20 protein-coding genes are annotated in these 24,453 nt (G+C 66.3%); 11 read left to right on the forward strand and 9 right to left on the reverse strand.

Annotated elements, in window-relative coordinates; genetic code table 11:
• The coding region (locus tag ACYVHH_RS04115) for a hypothetical protein (protein WP_460563804.1) at positions 1-234 on the reverse strand (234 nt) is incomplete at its 3' end.
• A 6-nt stretch (positions 235-240) separates the two neighbouring features.
• On the opposite strand from ACYVHH_RS04115, the gene ACYVHH_RS04120 reads away from it, so the two are divergent.
• The gene (locus ACYVHH_RS04120) at positions 241-2,151 is read left to right on the forward strand and encodes an ATP-binding cassette domain-containing protein (RefSeq protein WP_460563805.1); all 1,911 of its coding nucleotides are present in this window, start codon (positions 241-243) and stop codon (positions 2,149-2,151) included.
• Positions 2,152-2,156: 5 nt separating this feature from the next.
• On the opposite strand, the gene ACYVHH_RS04125 is transcribed toward ACYVHH_RS04120, so the two are convergent.
• Positions 2,157-3,641, reverse strand: coding sequence for an aminotransferase-like domain-containing protein (locus ACYVHH_RS04125; RefSeq protein WP_460563806.1), 1,485 nt, complete (start codon positions 3,639-3,641; stop codon positions 2,157-2,159).
• Positions 3,642-3,778: 137 nt separating this feature from the next.
• On the opposite strand from ACYVHH_RS04125, the gene ACYVHH_RS04130 reads away from it, so the two are divergent.
• The 6 genes from ACYVHH_RS04130 to ACYVHH_RS04155 are packed head-to-tail and all read left to right on the forward strand — an operon-like array spanning position 3,779 to position 9,205.
• Entirely contained in the window at positions 3,779-4,426 is a 648-nt protein-coding gene (locus ACYVHH_RS04130; RefSeq protein WP_460563807.1) for a LysE family translocator, read from the forward strand.
• Entirely contained in the window at positions 4,423-5,376 is a 954-nt protein-coding gene (locus tag ACYVHH_RS04135; RefSeq protein WP_460563808.1) for a DMT family transporter, read from the forward strand. The genes ACYVHH_RS04130 and ACYVHH_RS04135 overlap by 4 nt, the downstream gene beginning before the upstream one ends.
• Positions 5,377-5,379: 3 nt before the next feature.
• Complete coding sequence (locus ACYVHH_RS04140) at positions 5,380-6,636, forward strand: aminotransferase-like domain-containing protein (RefSeq protein ID WP_460563809.1); 1,257 nt, start codon at positions 5,380-5,382, stop codon at positions 6,634-6,636.
• On the forward strand, positions 6,633-7,502 hold the full coding sequence (locus ACYVHH_RS04145) for a PhzF family phenazine biosynthesis protein (protein ID WP_460563810.1): 870 nt from the start codon (positions 6,633-6,635) through the stop codon (positions 7,500-7,502). The genes ACYVHH_RS04140 and ACYVHH_RS04145 overlap by 4 nt, the downstream gene beginning before the upstream one ends.
• Entirely contained in the window at positions 7,499-8,479 is a 981-nt protein-coding gene (locus ACYVHH_RS04150; RefSeq protein WP_460563811.1) for a threonine dehydratase, read from the forward strand. Before ACYVHH_RS04145 ends, ACYVHH_RS04150 begins: the two co-directional genes overlap by 4 nt.
• A 57-nt stretch (positions 8,480-8,536) precedes the next feature.
• The gene (locus tag ACYVHH_RS04155) at positions 8,537-9,205 is read left to right on the forward strand and encodes a histidine phosphatase family protein (protein WP_460563812.1); all 669 of its coding nucleotides are present in this window, start codon (positions 8,537-8,539) and stop codon (positions 9,203-9,205) included.
• 47 nt (positions 9,206-9,252) lie between these two features.
• On the opposite strand, the gene ACYVHH_RS04160 is transcribed toward ACYVHH_RS04155, so the two are convergent.
• Positions 9,253-10,092, reverse strand: a complete 840-nt coding sequence (locus ACYVHH_RS04160; protein WP_460563814.1) for a creatininase family protein — start codon at positions 10,090-10,092, stop codon at positions 9,253-9,255.
• A 9-nt stretch (positions 10,093-10,101) separates the two neighbouring features.
• Complete coding sequence (locus tag ACYVHH_RS04165) at positions 10,102-11,334, reverse strand: class I SAM-dependent methyltransferase (RefSeq protein ID WP_460563895.1); 1,233 nt, start codon at positions 11,332-11,334, stop codon at positions 10,102-10,104.
• A 191-nt stretch (positions 11,335-11,525) separates the two neighbouring features.
• Here ACYVHH_RS04165 and ACYVHH_RS04170 point away from each other — a divergent pair, with 191 nt between their 5' ends.
• From ACYVHH_RS04170 to priA, 4 genes are all read left to right on the forward strand, one after another.
• Positions 11,526-13,691, forward strand: a complete 2,166-nt coding sequence (locus ACYVHH_RS04170; protein WP_460563815.1) for a protein-disulfide reductase DsbD family protein — start codon at positions 11,526-11,528, stop codon at positions 13,689-13,691.
• A 45-nt stretch (positions 13,692-13,736) separates the two neighbouring features.
• Entirely contained in the window at positions 13,737-14,357 is a 621-nt protein-coding gene (locus ACYVHH_RS04175; RefSeq protein WP_460563817.1) for a thioredoxin family protein, read from the forward strand.
• A 77-nt stretch (positions 14,358-14,434) separates the two neighbouring features.
• A complete protein-coding gene (hemE, locus tag ACYVHH_RS04180) occupies positions 14,435-15,550 on the forward strand; it encodes a uroporphyrinogen decarboxylase (RefSeq protein ID WP_460563818.1) in 1,116 nt (371 codons plus the stop codon).
• A gap of 342 nt (positions 15,551-15,892) precedes the next feature.
• Entirely contained in the window at positions 15,893-18,001 is a 2,109-nt protein-coding gene (priA, locus tag ACYVHH_RS04185; protein ID WP_460563819.1) for a replication restart helicase PriA, read from the forward strand.
• A gap of 27 nt (positions 18,002-18,028) precedes the next feature.
• Here the strand turns inward: priA and ACYVHH_RS04190 are convergent, their stop codons facing one another.
• From ACYVHH_RS04190 to peaA, 5 genes are read right to left on the reverse strand one after another with little or no spacing between them, the layout of a single operon-like run.
• On the reverse strand, positions 18,029-19,738 hold the full coding sequence (locus tag ACYVHH_RS04190; RefSeq protein WP_460563820.1) for an AMP-binding protein: 1,710 nt from the start codon (positions 19,736-19,738) through the stop codon (positions 18,029-18,031).
• Between the two features lie 41 nt (positions 19,739-19,779).
• Positions 19,780-20,907, reverse strand: a complete 1,128-nt coding sequence (gene peaD, locus ACYVHH_RS04195; protein WP_460563821.1) for a quinohemoprotein amine dehydrogenase subunit beta — start codon at positions 20,905-20,907, stop codon at positions 19,780-19,782.
• Between the two features lie 20 nt (positions 20,908-20,927).
• Positions 20,928-21,248, reverse strand: coding sequence for a quinohemoprotein amine dehydrogenase subunit gamma (qhpC, locus tag ACYVHH_RS04200; protein WP_460563822.1), 321 nt, complete (start codon positions 21,246-21,248; stop codon positions 20,928-20,930).
• A gap of 1 nt (position 21,249) precedes the next feature.
• Positions 21,250-22,680 (reverse strand): quinohemoprotein amine dehydrogenase maturation protein, encoded by a 1,431-nt coding sequence (gene peaB / locus ACYVHH_RS04205; RefSeq protein WP_460563823.1) that lies wholly within the window; start codon positions 22,678-22,680, stop codon positions 21,250-21,252.
• 22 nt (positions 22,681-22,702) lie between these two features.
• Positions 22,703-24,295 (reverse strand): quinohemoprotein amine dehydrogenase subunit alpha, encoded by a 1,593-nt coding sequence (peaA, locus tag ACYVHH_RS04210; protein WP_460563824.1) that lies wholly within the window; start codon positions 24,293-24,295, stop codon positions 22,703-22,705.
• Positions 24,296-24,453 lie beyond the last annotated feature (158 nt).

Below are 24,453 nucleotides of genomic sequence, written 5' to 3' on the forward strand. Positions count from 1 at the left end.
CGTCATCAGCTGAGCCTTGAAGTATATACCGGTTTCCACCTCAAAGTCAAAAATCACGAAGAAATTTTGCGCAGCGCCGAGGACAGCCCCGCTGCAGCCAAGCTTGCCTTGTGTGCGGCGGCAGCCGAGCGAAGGTGCGCCCGCAAGAAGCGCCCCCCTTCTATATATAGAGATAGATAGAGAGCCCGGTTGCAGATAGAGCCGGGGTTCGGCACCGACACCCGGGATAATCACGGCAACATGGCTCTTCTGACTCTACAACAGGCCTGCTTGGCCTATGGACACGTTCCGCTGCTCGACCACTGCGACTTTGCGCTGGAGGCCCGTGAACGGGTGGGATTGATTGGACGCAATGGAACGGGCAAGTCCTCGCTGCTGCGCATCCTGGCGGAACTGGAGCGGCCTGACGACGGCTTGCTGCAGCGCCAGACCGGGCTGAAGACCGCCTACGTGGCGCAGGAGGCGAACCTGGACAGCAGCCATACGGTGTTCGAAGCCGTGGCCGAAGGACTGGCGGACGTGCGCGCGCTGCTGGACCAGTACCAACACCCGCAAGGGAACGTCGATCTGGATTCTTTGCACAGCCGCATTGACGCACTGGACGGATGGACATGGGAGCAGCGGGTCAGCGAGACACTGGAGCGCCTGCGCCTGGACGCCAGCGCGACGGTACAGGGTTTGTCCGGTGGGACGGCCAAGCGTGTGGCGCTGGCACAGGCACTGGTGAGGCAACCGGACGTGCTGCTGCTGGATGAGCCGACCAACCATCTGGACCTGGAAGCCATAGGCTGGCTGGAGGAACTGCTGACCACGTTCAAGGGCAGCGTCGTGGTGATCAGCCACGACCGGGCGTTTCTGGACGCCGTGGCGACCAGGATGGTGGAGCTGGACCGAGGCAGGCTGAACAGCTTCCTCGGCAATTTTTCGCGCTACCAGGTGCTGAAGGAAGAGCAGTTGGCACAGGAAGCGGTCGTCCAGGCGAAGGCGGACAAACTGCTGGCACAGGAAGAAGTCTGGATCCGTAAGGGCGTGGAGGCACGCCGCACGCGCGCCCAGGCCCGGATTGAGAGGTTGAAGCAGTTGCGTGCGCAGCGAGCCGCACGGCGGGACGTGGTGGGCAAGGTCCGCATGGAGGTAGACGGCAGTCTGTCCAGTGGCAAGCTGGTGGCCGAGCTGACCCAGGTCAGCAAGACCTTTGGCGAAGGCCCGCAACGCAAGGAGGTGGTGCGGCAGCTGACCACGACGGTGTTGCGCGGCGACAAGATCGGGCTGATCGGCCCGAACGGGGCGGGCAAGACCACGCTGCTCAAGCTGATTCTGGGCGAATTGGCACCCGACGAGGGTACCGTTCGGCGAGGCACGCAACTGCAGGTGGCCTACTTCGACCAGTTGCGCGAACAGCTTGACCTGGACGCCACGCTGGAAGACTTCATCAGCCCTGGCAGCGAATGGATCGAGATCAATGGCCGGCGCACCCACGTGAGAAGTTACCTGGGAGACTTTCTGTTCTCGCCGGCACGCGCGCATTCGCCAGTCAAGTCCCTTTCGGGTGGCGAGCGCAACCGGTTGCTGCTGGCCCGCCTGTTTGCCCGTCCGGCCAACGTGCTGGTGCTGGACGAGCCGACCAACGACCTGGACATTGAAACGCTGGAGTTGCTGGAGACCCTGTTGGCGGAGTACCAGGGCACGGTGTTTCTGGTGAGCCACGACCGGCGCTTCCTGGACAACGTGGTGACGAGCACGCTGGTGTTTGAAGGCAACGGCCTGTGGCGCGAATACGAGGGCGGCGTGCTGGACTGGCAAACCCAGGCGGCACGCGCGCGTGAGCTGCGGGAACAAAACACCAGCACGCCCGCGATGAAACCGCTTGCGCCTGCCGAAAGCCAGAAACCAGCGGCGCCCCCCGCGAGCCCCGCCGCCAATGCGAAGCGCAAGCTCAGCTACAAAGAACAACGTGAGCTGGAGGCGTTGCCGCAGCGCATAGAGGCCCTGGAAGCCGAACAGAAGACGATTGACGAAGCGCTGGCCGACGGAACGCTCTATGGCTCCGACCCGGCCAAGGCAGCCGCACTGGCCACACGGCATGGCGAGATTGAAGAGGCCCTGATGGAAGCGCTGGAGCGCTGGGAAGCCCTGAGCCAGCTGGGCTAGGCCGCTCAGTCCATGGCCCGGCGGGCCTTGTCGAGCGCACGCCAGAAATCTGCCGATTGCGTGGTGGCGAAATTGATGCGCATCAGGGTGCTGGGCGTGCGATGGGCGTGGAACAACGTGCCCGGGGCGATGAGGATGCCTTCGTCCAACAGGCGCTGCGCAAGGACCTCGGTGTCGACGCCAGTGTCCACCCAGCCAAAAAGGCCGGCAGGCTCAGACACGAAATGGCAGCCCGATGCCTGCGCCAGCTTCACGCTGCGCTGGCGGGCCGTATCGAGGCGCGCACGTATGCGCTCCGCATGGCGGCGCAGCTGGCCCTGTTCAATGCAGAGGGCAAGCGCGCGCTCCATGAGGCTGGGCGTGGTGAGGGTGGACAGCAACTTGGTGTCAAGCAGCCGCTCCACCCAGGCAGCGGGTGCCGCGAGGTAGCCGACACGCCAGTTGGGCGCGAGTATCTTGGCAAAACCGCTGACGTAGAACGTGTGCTGCAAACCGTCTAGCATGCACATGCGTGTGGCGTGTTCGGCTGCGATGTGACTGTAGGTGTCGTCTTCCACCACGTAGAAGCCGTGCCGCTGCGCCAGCTGGAGCACCCGGTGGGCACTGGCGGGAGAAAGACTGAAGCCCGTGGGGTTGTGCAGCACGCTGACGCTGACGAACAGCTTGGGGGCGTGTGCCTCGCAATAGCGGGCCATGATTTCCAGATCGGGACCGGCAGGCCCGCGCGGGACGGGCAACAGACGCATGCCCAACGCCTGGAGCCGGGCGAACTCCACCGCCCAGCCTGGCTCCTCGACCATCACCGAGTCACCTGGCCGCAGAAGTGTGCGGCTGATGATGTCCAGCGCGTGTGTGGCACCCACGGTGGTGATGACCTGCTCGTCGTCCACCGGCAAGCCTAGCGACTGGAGCCGTCCAGCCAGTATGCGCCGCAAGTGGGGATCCCCTTTGGGGTCGCCATAGCGCAAGGATGCGTCGGTGAGTGCGCGCGAGGCCGTGACGCGGCGCAGCGCAGCCGGCATGAAGCTGGAGGCCAGCCAGTCCGGGGGCAGCACACCCATGCAGGGCTGCGGCCGGTCGTCAGAGCCGTGAAACATGCCGCGGATAAGGGCGGCGGCGTTGACCGGAGCTTGCGGCCTGGGGGTGTTGCCGCCACCCCGCTCTGACAGGGGCGGCTGGTGCGCCGAGGAAGCACCGGAGCGCTCACGGACAAAAAAACCGCGGTTGCGGCGCGCCTCGATCAGGCCGCGTGCCAGAAGCTGATCGTAGGCCGCCACGACGGTGGATGGGCTCAGCCCGTGCAGTGTGGCGCACTGCCTGACGCTGGGCAGGCGCGTGCCGGGCGCCAGCAGGCGGTCGCGGATGCGTATGGCAAAGCGGTCTGCCAGTTGCTGCGCCAGGGGCACCCCGCCACCCCGGGTGAGCGCGCCCGCCGTCGCGGACACATCGTTGTCGGAGAGCGGGACAGCAAATGAGGAACGTTCGGTCATGGATGCCAAGGTGACTGGTGTGTGGCCAGAAAGAACCATACAGTTCATGCAGTGAACGGATTAACTGTACTGCATGTGTATTGATTTTGACCTCTATATTGATGACATGACCACGTTTTTCACCGCGAGGGCAAGCCATGGACGCCAGTGAATTCGGCGCCCTGCTGACGCTGGCCACGGCCTCGAGCTTCACGCCCGGGCCGAACACGACGCTGTCCACAGCGCTGGCCGCCAACTTCGGGCTGCGCCGGGCGCTGCGCTTCGTGTGTGCCGTGCCGGTGGGCTGGACCCTGCTGCTGACGCTGTGCGCAGCGGGCGTGGGTGTGCTGGTGCTGGCCATGCCCTTGCTGCGCGGCGCCATCCTGGCGGGCGGCGTGGCCTACCTGTTGTGGCTTGCCTGGCGCCTGGCGGGCAGCAGCACACTTTCCAACGCTAACCCAGCCAGTCTGAACGTGACCTTCGTCCGCGGGGTGGGCCTGCAGTTCCTCAACATCAAGGCCTGGATGCTGGCCCTGTCCATCGTTGCCGGATGGATTGCCGGCCAGCCGGACGCCTTGCAGCGCTTCTGGCTGGTCATGCCGGTGCTGATGATTTACGCGTTTGCAAGCAACCTGACCTATGCGCTGATCGGGTCTGTGCTGCGCGGCTGGCTGGCTGGGCCACTGGTGAATGGCCAGCCCAGCGGCAAGCGCCTGCGCTGGTTCAACCGGGGCATGGCCCTGGCGCTGGTGCTCACGGCGCTGTGGATGCTGGTGTCCGGCCTGGGCAGGACGGGAAGCCCATGAGCCTGGCCAACGCCCCGGCACTTGCGCCGCCCAGGGACCAGACCACGCGCGGCCTGTGGCTGGGCCTGCTGGGCGTGACGATCTTCGCCCTGACGCTGCCCATGACACGGCTGGCCGTGGGCGACAGCGCGGCGCCACAGCTGCACCCCAGCTTCGTCACTTTCGGGCGCGCGGCGGTGGCGGGCTGCCTGTCTTTGCTGTACCTGGCCTGGCTGCGCAGCCGGGGGCGGTTGAACGTTCCGCGGCCTGCCGAGTGGGCGCTGCTGGCGTTCACCGCGCTGGGGGTGGTACTGGGCTTTCCCCTGGGGCTGGCGATGGCGCTGCGCGAGGTGCCCAGCACCCACGCGGCGGTGGTGACGGGCCTGCTGCCGCTGGCCACCGCCTGCGTGGCCACCGTTTGGCTGCGCCAGCGGCCCAGCCCGGTTTTCTGGTTGCTGAGCCTGCTGGGCACGACCCTGGTGCTGACCTTCATGGCCTGGCAAGCGGGAGGCCTGCACCTGAGCGGGGCCGATGCCTGGCTGCTGGTGGCGATGGCAAGCGCCGCACTGGGGTACGTGGGCGGGGCGCGCCTGACACCCCGGCTGGGTGCCGAGCAGGTGATCTGCTGGGTGCTGCTGATGACCCTGCCGGTGACACTGCCGCTGTCCCTCTGGTACCAGCCTGTGTCAACGGCTGACGTGGCGGCAGCCAGCTGGCTGGCATTCGCCTACGTGGCCGTGTTCTCGATGTGGCTGGGCTTCTTCGCCTGGTACCGCGGCCTGGCCCTCGGCGGCGCGGTGCGCGTGAGCCAGGTGCAGCTGCTGCAACCCTTCCTGAGCCTGACATTCGCGGCGCCGCTGCTGGGCGAAACGCTCGACGCCGCCACCCTGACATTTGGCCTGGCCGTGACCCTGACGGTGCTGCTGGGCAAACGCACCTCGATACAAACCACCACACAAGGAAAGAACTGAACCATGGACTGGACCCTGGCCCAACGCGCGCACAAGATGAACCCGTCGGTGATCCGCGAGATCCTGAAAGTGACGGAGCGCCCCGGCATCATCAGCTTCGCGGGCGGATTGCCGTCGCCCAAGACCTTCCCCGTGGAGGTGTTCGCCGAGGCCTGCACCAAGGTGCTGCGCGACGATGGCCGCGCAGCCCTGCAGTACGCCGCCAGCGAGGGGCTGGTCACGCTGCGCGAGCAGGTGGCAGCCATGTTGCCTTGGAGCGTGGACCCGGCGAACGTGCTGATCACGACCGGCTCGCAACAGGGCCTGGACCTGGTGGCCAAGGTGCTGATCGACCCGGGCAGCCGTGTGCTGGTGGAGACCCCCACCTACCTGGGCGCGTTGCAGGCTTTTGCGCCGATGGAACCCGAGGTGGTGAGCGTATCCAGCGACGACGAAGGCCCGGACCTGCGCGACCTGCTGCACGCGCTGGGCGCCGATGGCGATGCCGCAGACGCGCCCGAGGCGCCGGAACGCCGCCGCCTGCTGCAACTGGACCTGGACCCGGCCAAGGACTTCCCCCGCTTCATGTACCTGTTGCCCAACTTCCAGAACCCGACCGGCCGCACCATGAGCGAAGGGCGCCGTGCCGCCCTGAGCGCCGAGGCGCAGCGGCTGGGTCTGCCCATTGTGGAGGACAACCCCTACGGCGACCTGTGGTTCGACACCCCGCCGCCTGCGCCGCTGACCGCCCGCCACCCCGAAGGCTGCGTGTACCTGGGCTCGTTCTCGAAAGTGCTGGCCCCCGGGCTGCGCCTGGGCTTTCTGGTGGCGCCACCCGCGCTGTACCCCAAGCTGCTGCAGGCCAAGCAGGCGGCCGACCTGCACACCCCCAGCTTCAACCAGCGCATGGTGGCCGAGGTGCTGAAGGACGGCTTCCTGGACCGGCACGTACCCACCATCCGTGCCCTGTACCGAGCCCAGCGCGATGCCATGTTGCAGGCGCTGGACCACGAAATGCGGGGGCTGGGCGTGACCTGGAACCGGCCCGATGGGGGCATGTTCCTGTGGGCACGCCTGCCCGAAGGCATGAACGCCATCGAACTGCTGCCGCACGCCGTTGAAAAGGGCGTGGCTTTTGTGCCCGGTGCCGCCTTCTACGCCGGTCATGCTGACCCGCGCACGCTGCGCCTGTCCTTCGTGACCGCCACGGCTGACCAGATTCACACTGGCGTGGCCGCACTGGCACAGGCCGTGCGCGAGCGGCTGGAGAAAACACGATGAGCCGCGCACGCCCCTTCCAGCAGGTGGACGTGTTCACCGGCACCGCTTGCCAGGGCAACCCGCTGGCAGTGGTGCTCGACGGCACCGGCCTGAGCACGGAGGAAATGCAGCGCTTCACCGACTGGACCAACCTGTCGGAATGCACCTTTGTGCTGCCGCCTACGGCCGAAGGACACGCGGCGGGCGCGGACTACCGTGTGCGCATCTTCTGCCCGGGGCGTGAACTGCCATTCGCCGGCCACCCCACGCTGGGCACCTGCCACGCCTGGCTGCGCTCGGGTGGCCGCCCACGCGCCGCGGGAACCGTGGTGCAGGAGTGCGGCGTGGGCCTGGTGTCCATCCGCCAGACCGTGGCAGACGGGCACACGCGCCTGGCGTTTGCCGCACCGCCCCTGCGCCGCAGCGGCCCGCTGGATGAAGACAGCGTACAGCGCATTGCACAAGGCCTGGGACTGCAGCGCGATGAGATCGTGGCACACGCGTGGTGCGACAACGGCCCGGGCTGGCAGTCGGTGATGCTGGGTGATGCAGACCGCGTGCGCTCGCTGCGCCCAGACCCGGCGCTGCTGGCGGGCATGGAAGTGGGCGTGGTGGCACCCCAAACACCTGGGCACGACACCGCCTTCGAGGTGCGAGCCTTCTTCCCGGGCAACAACGGCCTGGCGGAAGACCCGGTGACAGGCAGCCTCAACGCCGCGCTGGCGCAGTGGCTCATCGGCGCCGGTCTGGCGCCCGAGCGCTACGTCGCGGCCCAGGGCACCGCACTGGGGCGGGCCGGGCGCGTGCACGTTGAACGTGACGGCACCGGGACCCTCTGGATCGGCGGAGATGCCGTCACCTGTATCCAGGGCGAGGTGCACCTGTGACGGCCCCGGCGCTGCCGGCCCTGGCCGACATCGAAGCCGCAGCGCGGGTGGTTTACCAGGCATTCCAGGCCACGCCACAGTACCGCTGGCCGCTGATCGAACAGCGACTGGGCACCCGCTGCTGGATCAAGCACGAGAACCACACGCCCGTGGGCGCCTTCAAGATACGCGGCGGGTTGAACTACTTCCACCGGCTGGCCAGCCAGGGCCAGTTGCCACAACGGGTGATCAGCGCAACGCGGGGCAACCATGGCCAGAGCATAGGCTGGGCGGCGCGCGCCCATGGTGTGCACTGCACCATCGTCGTGCCGCGTGGCAACTCCATCGAAAAGAACGCGGCCATGCAGGCCTTGGGCGTGGAGCTGGTGGAACACGGCGACGACTTCCAGGCCAGCCGAGAACATGCCCTGGCCCTGGCCGAGGCCACAGGCGCCCACATGGTGCCGAGCTTTCACCCCGACCTGGTCACCGGCGTGGCCACCTACTGGCGGGAGCTGATGCTGGCGGTGCCTGACGCGGATGTGATCTACGTGCCCATCGGGCAGGGCTCTGGCGCATGCGCGGCGATTGCCGCCAAACGGGCGTTGGGGCACCGCGCGCGCATTGTCGGTGTGATCAGCTCGCACGCCACCACCTACGCCGACTCGCTGGCCGCAGGCCGTGTGGTGGACGCGCCGGTGAGCACCGCGCTCGCCGACGGCATGGCCTGCCGCCGGGCGGATGCAGACGCGCTGGCCGTTCTGTCGCAAGGGCTGGACCACCTGGTGCAGGTGAGCGACGCGGAAGTCGCCCAGGCCATGCGTGCGCTGTACCAGGACACGCACAACGTGGCCGAAGGTGCGGGAGCCGCCAGCTTGGCTGCAGCGATGAAGGAACGCGAACAGCTGCAAGGCCTGACCGTGGCCATCGCGCTGAGCGGGGGCAACGTGGATGCCGCCGTGTTCGCAGATGTGCTGACGCCACACGCCGGACGCTGACGAAGAGGTCACGGCGGTGACTGCTGCCCGGCTTGCCTGCCGGGACAATCGCCCGCCATGGGAACGCTTTACCTCGTGCGCCACGGCCAGGCCTCGTTCGGCGCGGACGACTATGACCAGCTCAGCCCGCTGGGCGCGCGCCAGAGCGAGCGCCTGGGCGAGCACTTCCGCGAGCACGGCCTGCGCTTCGAGGCGGTGATCACCGGCACGCTGCGGCGCCACGTGCAGACCTGGGAGGGTCTGTCAAAAGGCATGGGATGGAGCGCCGAGCCACTGGCCTGGCCGGGTTTGAACGAATACGACAGCGCCGCGCTGATCGACGCGCTGCACACCCGCCCCAGCGAGCCGCCCACCACCCCGGAGGGCTACCGCCAGCACTTCCGCCTGCTGCGCGACGCCTTGCGCCAGTGGATGGCCGGCGTGCTGACCCCGCGTGGCATGCCCAGTTACGAAGGCTTCGTGGCGGGCGTGACTTCCGCCCTGGACCACGTGCGGGCACACCACCAGGGCAATGTGCTGATCGTCTCCAGCGGCGGGCCGATTTCCACCGTGGTGGGGCAACTGCTGGGCACCTCGCCGGAAACGACCATTGAGCTGAACCTGCGCATGCGCAACACCTCGGTGACCGAGGTGGACTACAACCCCAAGCGCCACACGCTGGTGAGCTTCAACGCGTTGCCGCACCTGGCACGCGCAGATCTGGCGGACTGGGTCACCCACGCCTGAGCCGCCCAGCCGCGAGGACGCCCACCGCACCAGCGGGATGGCGGCGCTCAGGAGAAGTCTGGCTTGTCCACCAGGGTAGACAGCGGCAACTGGCAGATTTCACGCAGCAACGCAGCCAGCGACCGGCCAGCAGCCGTCACCAGCGCCTGCCCGACCTCGGCATCGGCAGCCACGGCATTGCCCACAGCGCCTGCGGGGTGGTAGTCCTGCATCTGCCAGGCCAGCTTGGCGCTGCGGCCATTGCCCAGGATGGGCCAGCTCCCCGCCCGGTCACGGGACGTTGAAGGGAAGTCGCGTGCCCGGTCCATGCGCACGGCATGCGGACGCAAGGCCAGCATCATGGAAGTTTCCACCTGCCCGGCGTGGATGCCGAAACGGTGTTCGTCTGCGCTGAAAAGCAGGTTGAGGTCTTGCCCCTGCTCGTCCGGCAAAGGCAGGTTGAACCAGCTGGCGCTGTACACCAGCAGGTCGCAACGGGCACGCAGTTCACGCCCCACCACGTCCATGATGCCGGCATGCCCGCCATGGCTGTTGAAGATGAGCAGCTTGCGCACACCCGCGCGGGCCACGGACTCGCCGATGTCGCACCAGAGGCGGATCAGCGTCTCGGGCCGCAGCGTGAGCGTGCCCGCGAAACGTTCATGTTCGGTGCTGAGCCCCACGGCCTGCGTGGGGAGAACGTAAACAGGCCAGCCTTCGCCCATGTGGGCGCCTGCGGCGGCCAGCACGCCATCCACCAGGTCGGCGTCAACCGACAGCGGCAGGTGCGGGCCATGCTGTTCCGTGGCGGCCACGGGCAGCACGGCCACGGTGCGCCCGGGGTCGAGCGCAGCGAAATCGGTGGTACAGAGGTCGCCCCAGCGGGGCAGGGAGGTGGACGCTGTCATGAGCGCATCTTAGCGGCCTGCGTAGAGCCAGCGGCGCGACCAGGGCAGCTCCTCGGACGAACGGCCGGCACGGCGGCACAGCACCTGGAAAAGCGATATCTGGTCGTGCTCGAACGCCCAGGCACAACCCGCCAGATAGACCCGCCAGATGCGCCACCGGCGTTCGTCCACCAGGGCCTTCAGACGTTCGGCGCGCGCCTCGAAGGTGTCGCTCCAGCAGCGCAGCGTGCGGGCGTAGTGGCGGCGCAGGCTCTCCACGTCGAAGGCCTCCAACCCGCCTTCCTGCATGGTGCGCAGCACGGTGCCGATGTGGGGCAGCTCCCCTTGCGGGAAGACGTATTTGTCAATGAAGCGCCCGCCGCCATGGGTGGTTTCGCCGTCACGCGCGTCGGTGGATGTGATGCCGTGGTTCAGGCACCAGCCATCGGGCGTGAGCAGGCCGTGGATGATGCGGAAGTAGTCCGCAAGATGTTTGAGCCCGACGTGCTCGAACATGCCGACGCTGGTGACACGGTCGAACGGACCAGTGACATCACGGTAGTCCTGCAGGCGGATCTCGACCTGGTCTTGCAGGCCTGCGGCGCGCACGCGCTCGCTGGCCAGGTCGAACTGGTTCTGCGACAGCGTGATGCCGACGCAGCGCGCGCCGAACTTCTGCGCAGCGCGCATGACCAGCGCCCCCCAGCCGCACCCGATGTCAAGCAGCCGCTGCCCGGGCCGCAACTGGATCTTGGCCAGGATGTGATCGACCTTCTTGCGCTGCGCCTCGGCCAGGGGTTCGTCACCGTTCTCGAAATACGCACAGGAATACACCATCGCTGGGTCCAGCCACTCCGCGTAGAACTCGTTGGAGACGTCGTAGTGGTACTGAATGGCCTGCTGGTCGGTCTTGCGGCTGTGGGTGAAGGTTTGCACCAGACGCTTGAGCGCCCCGCCCGTGTCGGCTTCGCCCAGTTCGGCCATGTGGTGGGCCATGTCAAGGATGTCGCCGATGTCCCCGCGCACGTCGATGCGTCCTTCTACGTAGGCCTCGCCCAGGCTGTCGAGCGACGGACTCAACAAGGCCGGCAGGGCAGAAGCGTCCCGCACATCAACCTCCACCAGGGGATGTTCAAACGCCCCCAGCATCCACGAATGCGCCGTGTCCTCGGCGCCGCTGGTGTGCCAGCGAACACGCAGCGGCAGATTCACTTTGTGCCGCAGGTGATCGACCCAGCCATCCAATGCCTTGTCCCACATCAGCATGCCGCAGCCCTCCTTCGCGTTCGCCACAGAAGCAGCCCATTTTTCACACACGAAGCAGATTTGAAAAGACCTTAGACCCCTTGTTTGGCATAGATTTTTTCTATCACCCAGGATCGGCCAAAATCGCATGCTGGAACTTTGCGGCCCTTCGCATCGTCTGATTCACGATACCCCCTCTCCCCTCCAACATGCGATCCTCCCTTGCTTCCTGGCTGTTGTGGGCCTTCCTCGCGCTGAGCATGACCGCCCAGGCCCAGACCGCGGCCTCCGGTGCCGTGGCCCGCAGCGAGCAGTCGCGTGCCGAGCTGCTGGTTCATGCGCCGGAAGGCGTGGCCCCGGGCAAACCGCTGTGGCTTGGCCTGCAGATTGAGCACGCACCGGATTGGCACTCCTACTGGAAGAACCCCGGCGACTCGGGCCTACCCACGGAACTGCAGTGGCAGCTGCCGCAGGGGCTGCAGACGGGCAACATCGTCTGGCCCACGCCGCGCAAGTTCCCGCTGGGTGAACTGGCCAACTATGGCTATGACGGCACGGTGCTGCTGCCCATCCCCGTCACCGTGGGGCCGGATTTCCGGGGAACACACCTGGACATCAGCCTGTATGCCACCTGGCTGATCTGCCGCAAGGAGTGCATTCCGGAAGAGGCCAACCTGAAACTGCGTTTGCCGGTGGATGGGTCTTTTGCCCTGCATGCGCAGGCTTTTGAAGCAGCGCGGGGCGCCGCACCCAAGGCCGTTCCCGCCGGCCAGAGCACGCTGTCCGCCGAAGGAGACCGGCTGAGCGTGAGCCTGCAGGGCCTCCCCGCAGACTGGCGGGGCCGGGCGTTGGAGTTTTTCCCTGAAGCCGTGGGCTTGATCGTCCCGGGGGCTGCCTGGCAGCAGGAGTGGGCGGGCAACACGTGGCGTGCCAGCATCCCGTTGTCACCGCAGCGCAGCGACAGTCCGGCAAACGTTGCACTGGTGGTGACGCCCGCCAACCCGCCCGGCGAGGGCCCGGGACTGGCCGGCGTGGCCATGACGGTGCCGGTTCCCGGCGGCTGGCCTGCCGTGGCGGCGGCGCCCATGGGAGCCTCGGATGCGCTGACTGCGGCGCTGGCACGCAATGCCGAGCGGGCCGCAAATGCACCGGCCACCAGCCCGCTTTCGCTGTGGATCGCCGTGCTGGGCGCGCTCGCTGGGGGCATCATTCTCAACCTGATGCCCTGCGTGTTTCCGGTGCTGGCCATCAAGGTACTTGCCTTTGCCCGCCAGGGCGGCCAGCATGCCACGCACCGCGCCAGCGGGCTTGCCTATACGGCCGGTGTCGTCCTGTCGTTCATGGCGCTGGGTGGGGTCCTGCTGGCGCTGCGCGCCGCTGGCGAGCAGCTGGGCTGGGGCTTCCAGCTGCAAAACCCAGCCATCGTGGCCGCGCTGGCCGTGCTCTTCACGGTCATCGGGCTGAATCTGGCTGGCCTGTTCGAATTTGGCACGCTGCTGCCCGGCTCGCTGGCCGGACTCCAGTTGCGCCACCCCGTGGCGGACGCCTTCCTCACCGGTGTGCTGGCCACCGCAGTGGCATCACCCTGCACCGCGCCGTTCATGGGGGCGTCGCTCGGTCTGGCCGTGGCGCTGCCCCCGGGACAGGCACTGGCCGTGTTCGCCGCGCTGGGGCTGGGCATGGCGCTGCCCTACCTGGCCGCCAGCTGGATACCGGCCTTTGCCCGGGCGCTGCCCCGGCCTGGCGCGTGGATGGAAACCTTCCGGCAGCTCATGGCCTTCCCGATGTTTGCCACCGTGGTGTGGCTGCTGTGGGTGCTGGGCCAGCAAAGCGGCATCGACGGCGCCGCTGCGCTGCTGATGCTGCTCGTGGCACTGGCCTTGACCATCTGGGCACTAGGCCGCCACGGACGGACCCGCGCGATCCTGGGTGCGCTGTCGGTCGCTGCGCTCGCCTGGCTGCTGTGGTCCATCGGCCCCAACGTAACGCGGCAACAGGACGCCGTGGCGGGCAGCACGCCCACCGGCGTCAGCGGTTTGGAATGGGAAGCCTGGACGCCGCAACGCCAGGAGACCCTGCTGGCTGGCGGCCAGCCGGTGCTCGTGGACTTCACCGCGGCCTGGTGCGTCACCTGCCAATACAACAAGCGCACAACCCTGTCCGACGCGGCGGTTCTTCGGGATGCCGCCGCCAAGAACCTGGCCTTGCTCCGGGCAGACTGGACACGGCGCGACCCCGCCGTCACGCAGGCCCTTGCCGGGCTGAACCGCAATGGCGTGCCCACATACGCCATCTACAGAAAGGGATATCCGCCAGTGGTGCTGACGGAAATCCTCACGGTGGAGGAGGTTCGGGGAGCCATTGCCGGACTCTGACGCCGGCGGACTCCAGCCAACAACCGACGGATTGGAGAAGCGCACATGAAACGACGTGAATGGACCCGGTTGAGTGCGGGCGTCCTTCTTGCTCCGGCCATGATGTGGCTGACGCCCGCCCGCGCGGGCACGCCTGGCCAGCCCGCGCCCGGCTTCACGCTCAGGGACACCGCCGGGCGCGCGGTGAGCCTGTCGGATTTCAAGGGCAAGCCGGTGGTGCTGGAATGGGTGAACCCAGGCTGCCCGTTCGTGCGCAAGCACTACCAGGGCAACATGCAGGCCCTGCAACGCGACTACACCGCGCGCGGCGTAGCCTGGCTGGCCATCAACTCCACCGACGAGACCAGTGCCGATTACCTCGAACCTGCCGCCCTGGGCCGCTGGATGACCGAACGGCAAGGCATGCCGACGGCCACGTTGCTTGACACGGACGGCACCGTCGGGCGCCGCTACGCGGCCAGGGTGACACCCCACATGTACCTGATTGATGCGCAGGGCCTTCTGGTCTACGCAGGAGCGATCGACAGCATCGCCTCGGCCCGTGTCGGCGACATTGAAAGGGCCACGAACTACGTGCGGCAAGGGTTGGACGAGCTGCTGGCAGGCAAGCCGCTGAGCCGTTCCGGCAGCCAGGCCTACGGCTGCTCGATCAAATACAAGGTTTGAGCCAGCGGCCGCCTGGGCCGGGCAACCGGCCGTGGCGGGATAATCCGGGGGTTCAGAAGATTTCGAAAGATACCCCCATGAGCTTCGCACCCCTGCAGAACGACACCTTCCTGCGCGCCTGCCTGCGCCAGGCCACCGACTACACCCCCCTGTGGCTGATGCGCCAGGCGGGGCGTTACCTGCCCGAATACCGCGCCACCCGCGCCAAGGCGGGCAGTTTCATGGGACTGGCCACCAACGTGGATTACGCCACCGAGGTGACGCTGCAGCCACTGGACCGCTACGCGCTGGACGCGGCCATCCTGTTCTCCGACATCCTCACCGTACCCGATGCCATGGGCCTGGGCCTCAGCTTCGCCCTAGGCGAGGGGCCCAAGTTCGAAAAAACGGTCCGCACCGAAACCGACGTGGCCGCCCTGGCCGTGCCCGACATGGACAAGCTGCGCTACGTGTTCGACGCGGTGACTTCCATCCGCCGGGCACTCAACGGGCGCGTGCCGCTGATCGGGTTCTCCGGCAGCCCCTGGACGCTGGCCTGCTACATGGTCGAAGGCGGCGGCTCCGATGACTACCGCCACGTCAAGACCCTGATGTACAGCCGCCCCGACCTGATGCACCGCGTGCTGGAAATCAACGCCGATGCCGTGGCCCTGTACCTGCGCACCCAGATCGAAGCCGGCGCCCAGGCAGTGATGGTGTTCGACAGCTGGGGCGGCGTGCTGGCGGATGGCAACTTCCAGGACTTCAGCCTGGCCTACACGCGCCGCGTGCTGGCCCAGCTGCCGCGCGAGCACGACGGCAAGGTCATCCCGCGCATCGTTTTCACCAAGGGCGGCGGCCTGTGGCTGGACGACATGGCCGGCCTGGACTGCGACGTGCTGGGGCTGGACTGGACCGTCAACCTGGCCAAGGCGCGTGCCCAGGTGGGCGGCGTGGCTGGCGGCCCGGGCAAGGCGTTGCAAGGCAACCTGGACCCCAACGTGCTGTTCGCCCCGGCCGAACAGGTGGCCGCCGAGGCGCGGCGCGTGCTGGACAGTTTCGGCACCCCGCACACAGACCGCGGCACGTCCGGGCCGACGCACATCTTCAACCTGGGCCATGGCATCAGCCAGCACACCCCGCCCGAGAACGTGCAGGTGCTGGTGGACACCGTGCACGCCCATTCCCGCCAACTGCGCCAGAACGCACGGTGACGGTGCAACAAGCCTCGCGAAGCGCCCTCCAACACGGGGCGCCTAGCACAAAAAACAGGCGTGCCGGCGCTTGACAGGTGCATCTTATGCACATTTCTTTGAATGCACCGCAGCATGGCGATTTTTCGCATATGTGGACGCACCGGCTACGGAAATACATTGCAAGTCATTGATTTCATTGAACAATGACAACTGCTCATTTTCTAGGCAAGCCAATCAAGGCCTTGATTTTCAAGGCCTTGCGCGGCGGATTCAAAGACTATCAACAAAGTTATCCACAGAAAATCTGAGCAAGTGTCATATTTTTTTACAAATCAATGACTTACCCGGATTTCCACAACAATGACTGAGGAAACGCTGGCAAACCCGCGCCACTGGACCGAGGTGGTCGTGACCACGCCAGCACACAGCGGGCTGGGACCGACACTGGGTTATTGGAGTGAGCGGCCGCTTGCGCCGGGCACCTTGGTGCGTGTGCCGCTGGGCTCGCGCGAGGTTCTTGGAATGGTCTGGGACGCCCCCGCTGAACCGCCGTCGCCAGAGCTGCAGGCACTGGCGCGCCCGGTGCAGCAGGTGTTCCAAGAGTTGCCCCCCCTGGACCAGCGCTGGCGCCAGCTTGTCGCCTTTGCTGCGCGCTACTACCAGCGCAGCCTGGGTGAACTGGCCCTGGCGGCGCTGCCGCCCCAGTTGCGTGAACTCAACGGCGAACAACTGCAACGCCGCCTGAAGAAGCGCAAGCCCACTGAAACGGCGACCACCGCGTTGCCCCAAGGCCCGGCGTTGAGCCCGGAACAGGCAGATGCGCTGAACAAGCTGGAGCAAGCTGGCAAGCCTGTGCTGCTTTTCGGCGCCACGGGCAGCGGCAAGACCGAGGTTTACCTGCGCGCCGTGCAGGACATGCTGGCCCGCGACCCGCAGGCTCAGGCGCTGGTGATGGTGCCCGAGATCAACCTGACGCCGCAACTGGAGGCCCGCTTCGCCGAACGCTTCCCGGCGGGCAGCGTGGTGTCCCTGCACAGCGGGCTCACCCCTGCGCAACGTTTGAGCAGCTGGCTGGCAGCCCACCTGGGTCAGGCGCGCATTGTGCTGGGCACCCGCATGGCCGTGCTGGCCAGCCTGCCAAGGCTGCGCCTGATCGTGGTGGACGAGGAGCACGACCCCAGCTACAAGAGCCAGGAGGGTGCCCGATATTCAGCCCGTGACCTGGCCGTCTACCGCGCCCACCTGGGCGCCGACAACGGCCCCTGCCAGGTATTGCTGGGCTCGGCCACACCCTCACTGGAAAGCTGGCACGCCGCCCAGCAAGGCCGCTACCTGCGCCTGACCATGCCGCAGCGCGTGGGTGGCGGCGCCTGGCCGCGGCTGCGCCTGGTGGACATGAACCACCAGCCCAAGCACACCGTGCTGGCGCCCGCACTCGTTCAGGCCATGGCCGACCGCGCCGCGCGCGGCGAGCAGAGCATGGTGCTGCTCAACCGCCGGGGCTACGCGCCCGTGCTGGCCTGCCACGACTGCGGCTGGAAAAGCAATTGCCCGCATTGCAGCGCACACACCGTCTTTCACAAGATCGACCGCACGCTGCGCTGCCACCACTGCGGCCACACCACGCGCGTGCCGCGCGCCTGCCCGGAATGCGGCAACCTGGACATCACCCCCATGGGGCGCGGCACCGAGCAGATCGAGGAGCAGCTTGCAGGCCTGCTGGCCGATGCGCGCCGCCCCGATGGCAGCCCGGTACGCGTGGCACGCATCGACGCCGACACCACCCGGGCCAAGGGCAGCCTGGAAAGCCGCCTGGCCGACATGCACGCGGGCGAAGTGGACGTGCTGGTGGGCACGCAGATGATTGCCAAAGGCCATGACTTTCGCCGCATCACCCTGGTAGCGAGCGTGAACACCGACAGCGGACTGTTCGCCAGCGACTACCGTGCCCCGGAGCGCCTGTTTTCGTTGTTGCTGCAGGCCGCAGGGCGGGCGGGCCGCGACGCCGCCTTCGTTGCCGAACAAGGCAGCAGTGTGGAACTGTGGGTGCAGACCTGGTACCCCCAGCACCCGCTGTTCGCAGCCCTGGCCCGGCACGACTATCCGGCATTTGCCGAGCAGCAACTGAGCGAACGGGAAACCGCCCAGATGCCGCCCTACGCCTACCAGGCTCTGGTACGCGCCGAGGCTCGCACGCAGGAAGCCGCACAAGCCCTGCTGACCCTGGCGGCACAGGCGGGCGACGGTCTGCCGGGGCGTGAACAGCTGACGCTGTACCCCGCTGTGCCCATGGCCATCCAGCGGGTAGCCAATGTGGAACGCGCCCAGATGCTGGTGGAAAGCACCTCGCGCCCCGCTCTGCAGGCCTTCCTGGCCGCCTGGCAGGACACGCTGCACAGCCTGCGTGGGCTCCCCGAGACCCGTGGGGTGATCCGATGGGCCATCGACGTGGACCCGCTGGCGATCTGAACGCCGGGATCGGCCCACAGGACTCTGCTAAGCCGTCGCCGCCGTGGCTACGCCTAGCTCCCGCATCATTTGCTCCCGCATCACGAATTTCTGCACCTTGCCGGTCACCGTCATGGGCATCTCCTGCACGAAGCGGATGTGTCGTGGCACCTTGTAGTGCGCGATCTGATCGCGGCAGAATTCGCGAACCTCGGCTTCCGTGCATGCCATGCCGGGCTTGACGATGATCCAGGCACACAATTCCTCGCCGTACCTCGCATCGGGCACGCCGAACACTTGGACAGATTGCACCTTGGGATGCCTGAACAGGAACTCTTCGATCTCTCTGGGATAAAGATTTTCGCCCCCGCGTATCACCATGTCCTTGACCCGCCCAACGATGTTGCAGTACCCGTCGGCATCGATCACCGCCAGATCGCCGGTATGCATCCAGCCATCGCGCACGGCCTCGCCGGTACGCAACGGATCCCCCCAGTAGCCCCGCATGACCGCATAACCCCGGGTGCAAAGCTCCCCCTTCTCACCCACCGCCACCGTGCGTCCTTCCGGATCGACCAGCTTGACCTCCAGGTGGGGCTGAACCTGACCCACCGTGGTCACCCGGCGCGCCAGCGGATCGTCGGCCGAACTCTGGAACGACACGGGGCTGGTTTCCGTCATCCCGTAGGCGATCGTGACCTCTGACATGTGCATTTCGGCCACAACACGTTTCATGGTTTCGATGGGACAGGGGGAGCCGGCCATGATCCCGGTCCGCAAGGTGGACAGATCAAAACGGTCAAATTCGGGGTGATCCAACTCGGCAATGAACATCGTGGGCACACCGTGCAGGGCGGTGCAGCGCTCCTCCTGAACGGCGGACAACGTGTCCACCGGATCAAAGGCTTCGCCGGGGAATACCATGGCCGCCCCGGTCGCCACGCACGCCAGAACCGATAGCACCATGCCAAAGCAGTGGTAGAGCGGGACTGGGATGCACAACACGTCCTGCTCGGTGAAACGCATGGCCCGCGCCACAAACCGTGCGTTGTTGACGATGTTGTGGTGCGTCAGCGTGGCCCCCTTGGGGCTGCCGGTGGTCCCGCTGGTGAACTGGATGTTGATGGGGTCGTGACAATCCATGACCGGTATGTGCAAGGCCGCCGTGGCCCGGCCCTGCGCCAGCACCGTATCGAAATTGCACATCCCCGTGGAGGGGGCTGCCCCCATACGGATAACCACCCGCAAGTCGGGCAGACGAGTGGCCAGAAGCGCGCCTGGCTCGGCCTTGTCCAGCTCGGGCACCAATCCTTTCAGCAACTGCAGGTAGTCAGACGTTTTCAGCCGCTCCGCCAGCACGATCGCCCGGCAACCGGAGACACGCAACGCATGCTCCAGTTCCGACTGGCGATAGGCGGGGTTGATGTTAACCAGGATCACCCCCAGCCGGGCTGTGGCAAACTGGGTCAAGAGCCACTCTGCCCGGTTGGGGGACCAGATGCCCAGCCGGTCCCCTTTGCGCAGCCCGAGGGCCTGCAAGCCGGCTGCGAAAGCGCCAACCTCGTTGTCAAACTCCCGCCAGGTCCAGCGTGTTCCACTGGCGCGGAACACTGCCGCCAAGCGGTCTGGCCACTGGCGGGCGGCCTCTCGCAACAGGCCATCAACGGTCAGCAAGGACAGCGGCACATCCGCCGCTCCCCTCACGTGGGCGAGTCCGCCGCTTGGCACAATGCCCAGACGGGGGGCTTCAGCGATCATGGTTTGTCTCCTGGATACTGTTGTTGTTCGTCAGCCGCCATTCAGCGGGTGAACACCTGCGGCGATGCCGCCCCCATGTCTCCACCGGGCAGGTTCACCATCGTCAACGGCTTGAGGTTTCCGGCGTCGTACACCGCCACGCTGTTCCAGGTACCGCCGAGGTACACCTTGCTGCCGTCCCGGTTCATCGAGACGGTGTAGAAGGAGTAGGGAATCTCGGCCGCGGCGAGCAGCTTCTTCTGCTTGATGTCGTACTTCGCCAACCGGTTCAGGACACCGTAGATCAGGTTCGGATCCTTGGGTGAACGGACCCCGGTGAAGTAAATCTCGGTCAGCGGCCCGAAATCGCGCGTCTCGGTCTGGCCTGTGCGCAGGTTGACATTGAAGAATCCGTATATCCAGTCTGCCGTGGCCGGGTCGTCGGACTTGCCCTTGAACTTGGCCGTGGTGTAAAGGATGGTCAGGTCGTCGTTGGTGTTCTTCATCGGCCAGACGCTCAGCACGTCGGGCGGCGCATAACGCGGCCGCTTCCAGTTGCGCGATGCGATGGCTACGGTGTGCTGACCTGTCTGCGGGTCGTACTTGTAGATGTCCGGCCCCACCATGTACAACGATCCGTCGTGCCCCGTCGCCATGACCGAGACCTGGCGCGGTGCAGGCAGCGTGCGCACCGGTTTCGCGCCTTCCCCTGCCCGTGCGTCGTACACCGCCAGCCGCGGCTCTCCGATGCGGTAGTGGTCAGCGTTAAGAGTGGTGGGAGTCTGGATCACGTAGAGCTGCTTGCTGTCGTTGCTCAGCGCCAGCGCGAAAAGGGCTTTGGCCCGCTCGGTGCTCTGCTGCGACATGGCAGCCTGGAACACCACCTTGCAGGTGTCAAGCTCAATGCCGTGGACCTGATCGAAGCGGTTGGTGACCAGGTATGCCACGGCCTTGTCGGGCGACATCACCAAGGTCGCCGGCCCCACCGTACCTGGCACGGCACAGGTCTTGTAGAGCGTATCGGTCTTCAGGTCCAGCACGTGGAGGTTGTCGGGGTAGTTGCCCACCACGTAGTACTCATCCCCCTTCACCAAGGGTTTGTCGGCGTTCAGCGGCGCGGCACCGGCCAGGGTTGGGGCGGCCAGGGCCAAAGCCAGGCCGCACCATGCAAGCGCAAAAGTATTCTTCATGGGAAAACTCCGTGTCTGTGTCAGTCTTTGGGAAAGACGGTGCCCAGGTTGCGCCAGTCGTCGCGGGTGCTGTGGGCGTTTTTGTTCCAGTCCGGGTAGGTGTTCATGGTGTCGGGCACCTGGGCCGGCCACCAGCAGGGATCGGCGCAGCCATACAGGTCGGCCTCCATCGGTTGACACAGCGATGCGACGCCGCCGAAGGCATCGACCTCCCAGCCGGGGTCGAACGTGCTCGTGCAACCCGCCACGCTCTGCATGGCTACAACGTCTTCGACCTTGTTCTGTTCGGCCGCCTGGTCCAGCAGCTGGGCCTTCTGGTTGATGGCTTGTAGGTGTTTCATTTCAGTGCACCTTTCGCGGAGAGATGAATCGGTCGATGAAAGAGGGGTTGTTCGCCATGATCTGGCTGTACACGCCGATGCCGAAGTCCACCCAGTCGCGCATCAGGTTGCAGTAGTGGTAGGTTGGGTGGATCGGGTCCTGGTAGCGGGCGTAGCTCTCGTGGTAACAGCCGCCAGCGCAGAAGTTGCGTATGCGGCAGGTCTCGCAGCCCGTGCCGGTACGGTCCAGCCGCTGGTCAAGGAACTCGCCCAAGGCTTGTTTCTCTATCCCTGCCCGAACGTCGCCAAAGGTCGGCAGGGACGAGCCAGTGAACCGGTGGCACAGGTTGAGCCCGCCGCTGTGGTCCACCGCCAGCATCTTCAACCCCGCACCACAGGGCAGCGCCTTGCGCTGGCCTTCGTGCAGATCGGTGATGAGTTGGTGCAGATTGGAAAACCCGGTGGTGCGGCCTTGAAGCGCCTCGTTGAGGTAACGCTCCCCCAGTTTTTTGAAGCCGTCGAACACCGCCTGCAATTCCTCCGGCGTGAGGTTGAAGGTGTCGATGTCGCCCGACGTCACGGGCGCAAAGCCGACCTCGGCAAAACCCAGTTCGTTGAACAGGTGGTCCCAGATACGCTCGACCTCGGTGGTCCCGTGGGTGAGCGTGACGCGCGCGCCGATGGGCCGCGACGTGTAACGTGCCAACAGCTTGCGAGCCTTGTCGCTCACGGTACGGTAGGTGCCTTTGCCACCTACAGTGCGCCGGTTGCGGTCGTGGATCGCCTGCGGACCGTCCATGCTGATGGAGAGGCCGAAGCGGTGCTCGTCCAGCCAGTCCACGATCTCGTCTGTCAGCAGGGTGGCGTTGGTCGTCATCACGAAGTCCACCTTCTTGCCCAGCTGGGCGAAGCGGGCCTCACAGAACTCCACCACCTGGCGGATCAGCCTGTAGTTGGACAAGGGCTCGCCACCGAAGAACACCACACTGAAGCGTTGCTCGTCCGGTGACTCGGCCAGCATCAGCTCAATCGACTGCTGCGCCGTCTCCAGCGACATGCGCCGCCCCTTGTCGGGGGTGTCCAGGTCTTCCTTGTAGCAATAGGTGCAACTGAGATTGCAGCCGGTGTTGACGTTCAGCACCACCGTGTTGATGGCCAAGTTGCCCAGGGTGGATACCGGCTTGGCCACCGGTGCAGGGCGGCCATCGCTCAACAGGTCCAGCGTCAGCAGTTCTCCGACGGTCTCGCGCAGGTCCTGCTCGTCGAACCGCCCGCGCAGTTGCTGCACCAGCTGGTCGGCGTTGATGGACTGCGTGCGTACCCGCTCCAGCACGGTGTCGGTCAACTCGTCGATACCGTACAGCGCGTTGGTGGGGATGTGCAACATCATGGTGCGCTCACCCACCCGCACCCGGTGCAGGTTGTGTTCACGCAAGGTCAGTGTGTCACTCATGGTGTGCTCCTTGGTGCGTTCTTCAGGGCAAGGGCGGGTTGTTCCAGCGCTGCACGGTCACGATGAAGTGGCCTTTGCCCACCAGGGTACGGGCGCCATCCTTCACCTTGGCGACGGCGTTGAGGTTGCCGGCGTTGTTGGTGCTCATGCGGCGCAGGGGGTTGGGCCCGGCTCCGCCTGGGGTGAATACCCCTGTATCGGCGTTCATGGCACCAGCGAACTCCACGTCACGGTCATGCTTCGCGGTGTCGTCGAACGGTTCCACCGACCACTGGGCAGGCACGGGGCCGATCGCGTAGTCGTCCTTGGTGCCCCGCTTGCGATCGGGCCCGGCCGAGTGGGCGATGGCTTCGAACCGGCCGTGCACCACCGGCGTGGAGCCGCCATTGCCACCCACGCGGCCAATGGCATAGCCGGGCGTCACGGTGACGTAGTCGACGCGGTCAAACACAGCCAGCGGCACTGGCGCAGCCTGTCCTACCGCCAGGGCTTTCACCCCTCGCGCGGCCGACTTGGCGGCGGCCACCTTGAGCACCCATTGCTGGCTGTCGCGCGACACGGCTTCCACCAGCGTCAGGCCCTTGGGCAGGGTCAGTGGACCATCCAGCCCCGCGCCGACGATGCGCAGTGTGGCCGTTTCACCCACGCGGATGTGGGCGGGCTGCAACCCCACCACCTGCGCTGCGCCGCCCTGGCGTGCCGCGGTCAGGTCCCCGCCGTTCTCATCGTGCTCGCGCTCGAAAAGGCGGCCGCTGAGACGGTCACCGTCCAGGGCCAGCACCTGCCGCATCTTGACGCCCCCCAACTCCAGGTCGGCACGCCATTCAAAACCAGTGTAGACGATGGCCTGCCCCATACCCGAAAGGGGCGTGCCGTCGGCAAAGCTGGCTTGCACGGACAAATCGTACCGGTCCGGTACCGGACCGGCCTTCACCTCCATCTGTCCGGCATAGTCGCCCCTACCGGGCCAGCGGCCCGCGAAGCTCCAGGTACCCACCGGGCTTACCGCAGGCTTGGCCTTCCAGTCAGCCCAGGCCTTGGATTCGTAGGGGTACTGCTTGGCCAGCCACGGCACCATCTCCTTGAACGCAATGTTGACCCAGTCACGGTCACGGGCCATGGCCTGGTATTCGATCGTGGGGTATTGCCCCACATGGAAATGCACCAGGTGCTCCCACTCGGCAAGCGGGCGGCGCTGCAACTCCACCCGGGCACCGGAGTGGCAGCGCGCGCACATCTGGCCGAAAAGTTCGGTCTTGTGGCTCTCGATGGTATTCATGCGCCGCTCCATGGCGTAACGCGCGCCTTGCGTTTCCGCCGGGGCCAGCCCCTGGGTGTCGGCCAGATGCTTGACCACGGTGCGCACCTCGTCGGACGACAAAGGTGCGCCGTGCACCACCCGCATGCGTGTGACCGTCATCAGCCACCCTTCGGGCGACTTTCGATGCTGGAAGCGGTTGATCTGCCCTGCCTGGCTGGTGTGGCAGGTCATGCACTTGGTGTCAATGATCTCCGTCGCGGACTGCGCGGCGGCGCTATGGGCAAACATGCCCGCGAGCGATGCGAACACCGCCAGCGGAACGAGTTGCCCCCTGAGTCGGGCAAATGGCGTCATGGATTCTCCTCATGGCAACGAACCGCTCCTCAGCGGCACGGTTTCATGCTAGGGAGAATCCCGATGGCGCCATAGCCATTTTTGGCAAACGCTACGGCCTTCGGGCGGCGGCATGTTTTTTGCAGATCGGACAACGCTCCCTGACCCCCGCCCCGTTT

The organism is Hydrogenophaga aquatica (assembly GCF_054780915.1).

What these genes read in the sequence shown, in the direction of transcription:
- ACYVHH_RS04120 (WP_460563805.1), top strand. Translation starts at nt 241, where the DNA reads ATGGCTCTTCTGACTCTACAACAGGCCTGCTTGGCCTATGGACACGTT.
- ACYVHH_RS04125 (WP_460563806.1), bottom strand. Translation starts at nt 3,641, where the DNA reads ATGACCGAACGTTCCTCATTTGCTGTCCCGCTCTCCGACAACGATGTG.
- ACYVHH_RS04130 (WP_460563807.1), top strand. Translation starts at nt 3,779, where the DNA reads ATGGACGCCAGTGAATTCGGCGCCCTGCTGACGCTGGCCACGGCCTCG.
- ACYVHH_RS04135 (WP_460563808.1), top strand. Translation starts at nt 4,423, where the DNA reads ATGAGCCTGGCCAACGCCCCGGCACTTGCGCCGCCCAGGGACCAGACC.
- ACYVHH_RS04140 (WP_460563809.1), top strand. Translation starts at nt 5,380, where the DNA reads ATGGACTGGACCCTGGCCCAACGCGCGCACAAGATGAACCCGTCGGTG.
- ACYVHH_RS04145 (WP_460563810.1), top strand. Translation starts at nt 6,633, where the DNA reads ATGAGCCGCGCACGCCCCTTCCAGCAGGTGGACGTGTTCACCGGCACC.
- ACYVHH_RS04155 (WP_460563812.1), top strand. Translation starts at nt 8,537, where the DNA reads ATGGGAACGCTTTACCTCGTGCGCCACGGCCAGGCCTCGTTCGGCGCG.
- ACYVHH_RS04160 (WP_460563814.1), bottom strand. Translation starts at nt 10,092, where the DNA reads ATGACAGCGTCCACCTCCCTGCCCCGCTGGGGCGACCTCTGTACCACC.
- ACYVHH_RS04170 (WP_460563815.1), top strand. Translation starts at nt 11,526, where the DNA reads ATGCGATCCTCCCTTGCTTCCTGGCTGTTGTGGGCCTTCCTCGCGCTG.
- ACYVHH_RS04175 (WP_460563817.1), top strand. Translation starts at nt 13,737, where the DNA reads ATGAAACGACGTGAATGGACCCGGTTGAGTGCGGGCGTCCTTCTTGCT.
- hemE (WP_460563818.1), top strand. Translation starts at nt 14,435, where the DNA reads ATGAGCTTCGCACCCCTGCAGAACGACACCTTCCTGCGCGCCTGCCTG.
- priA (WP_460563819.1), top strand. Translation starts at nt 15,893, where the DNA reads ATGACTGAGGAAACGCTGGCAAACCCGCGCCACTGGACCGAGGTGGTC.
- ACYVHH_RS04190 (WP_460563820.1), bottom strand. Translation starts at nt 19,738, where the DNA reads ATGATCGCTGAAGCCCCCCGTCTGGGCATTGTGCCAAGCGGCGGACTC.
- peaD (WP_460563821.1), bottom strand. Translation starts at nt 20,907, where the DNA reads ATGAAGAATACTTTTGCGCTTGCATGGTGCGGCCTGGCTTTGGCCCTG.
- qhpC (WP_460563822.1), bottom strand. Translation starts at nt 21,248, where the DNA reads ATGAAACACCTACAAGCCATCAACCAGAAGGCCCAGCTGCTGGACCAG.
- peaB (WP_460563823.1), bottom strand. Translation starts at nt 22,680, where the DNA reads ATGAGTGACACACTGACCTTGCGTGAACACAACCTGCACCGGGTGCGG.
- peaA (WP_460563824.1), bottom strand. Translation starts at nt 24,295, where the DNA reads ATGACGCCATTTGCCCGACTCAGGGGGCAACTCGTTCCGCTGGCGGTG.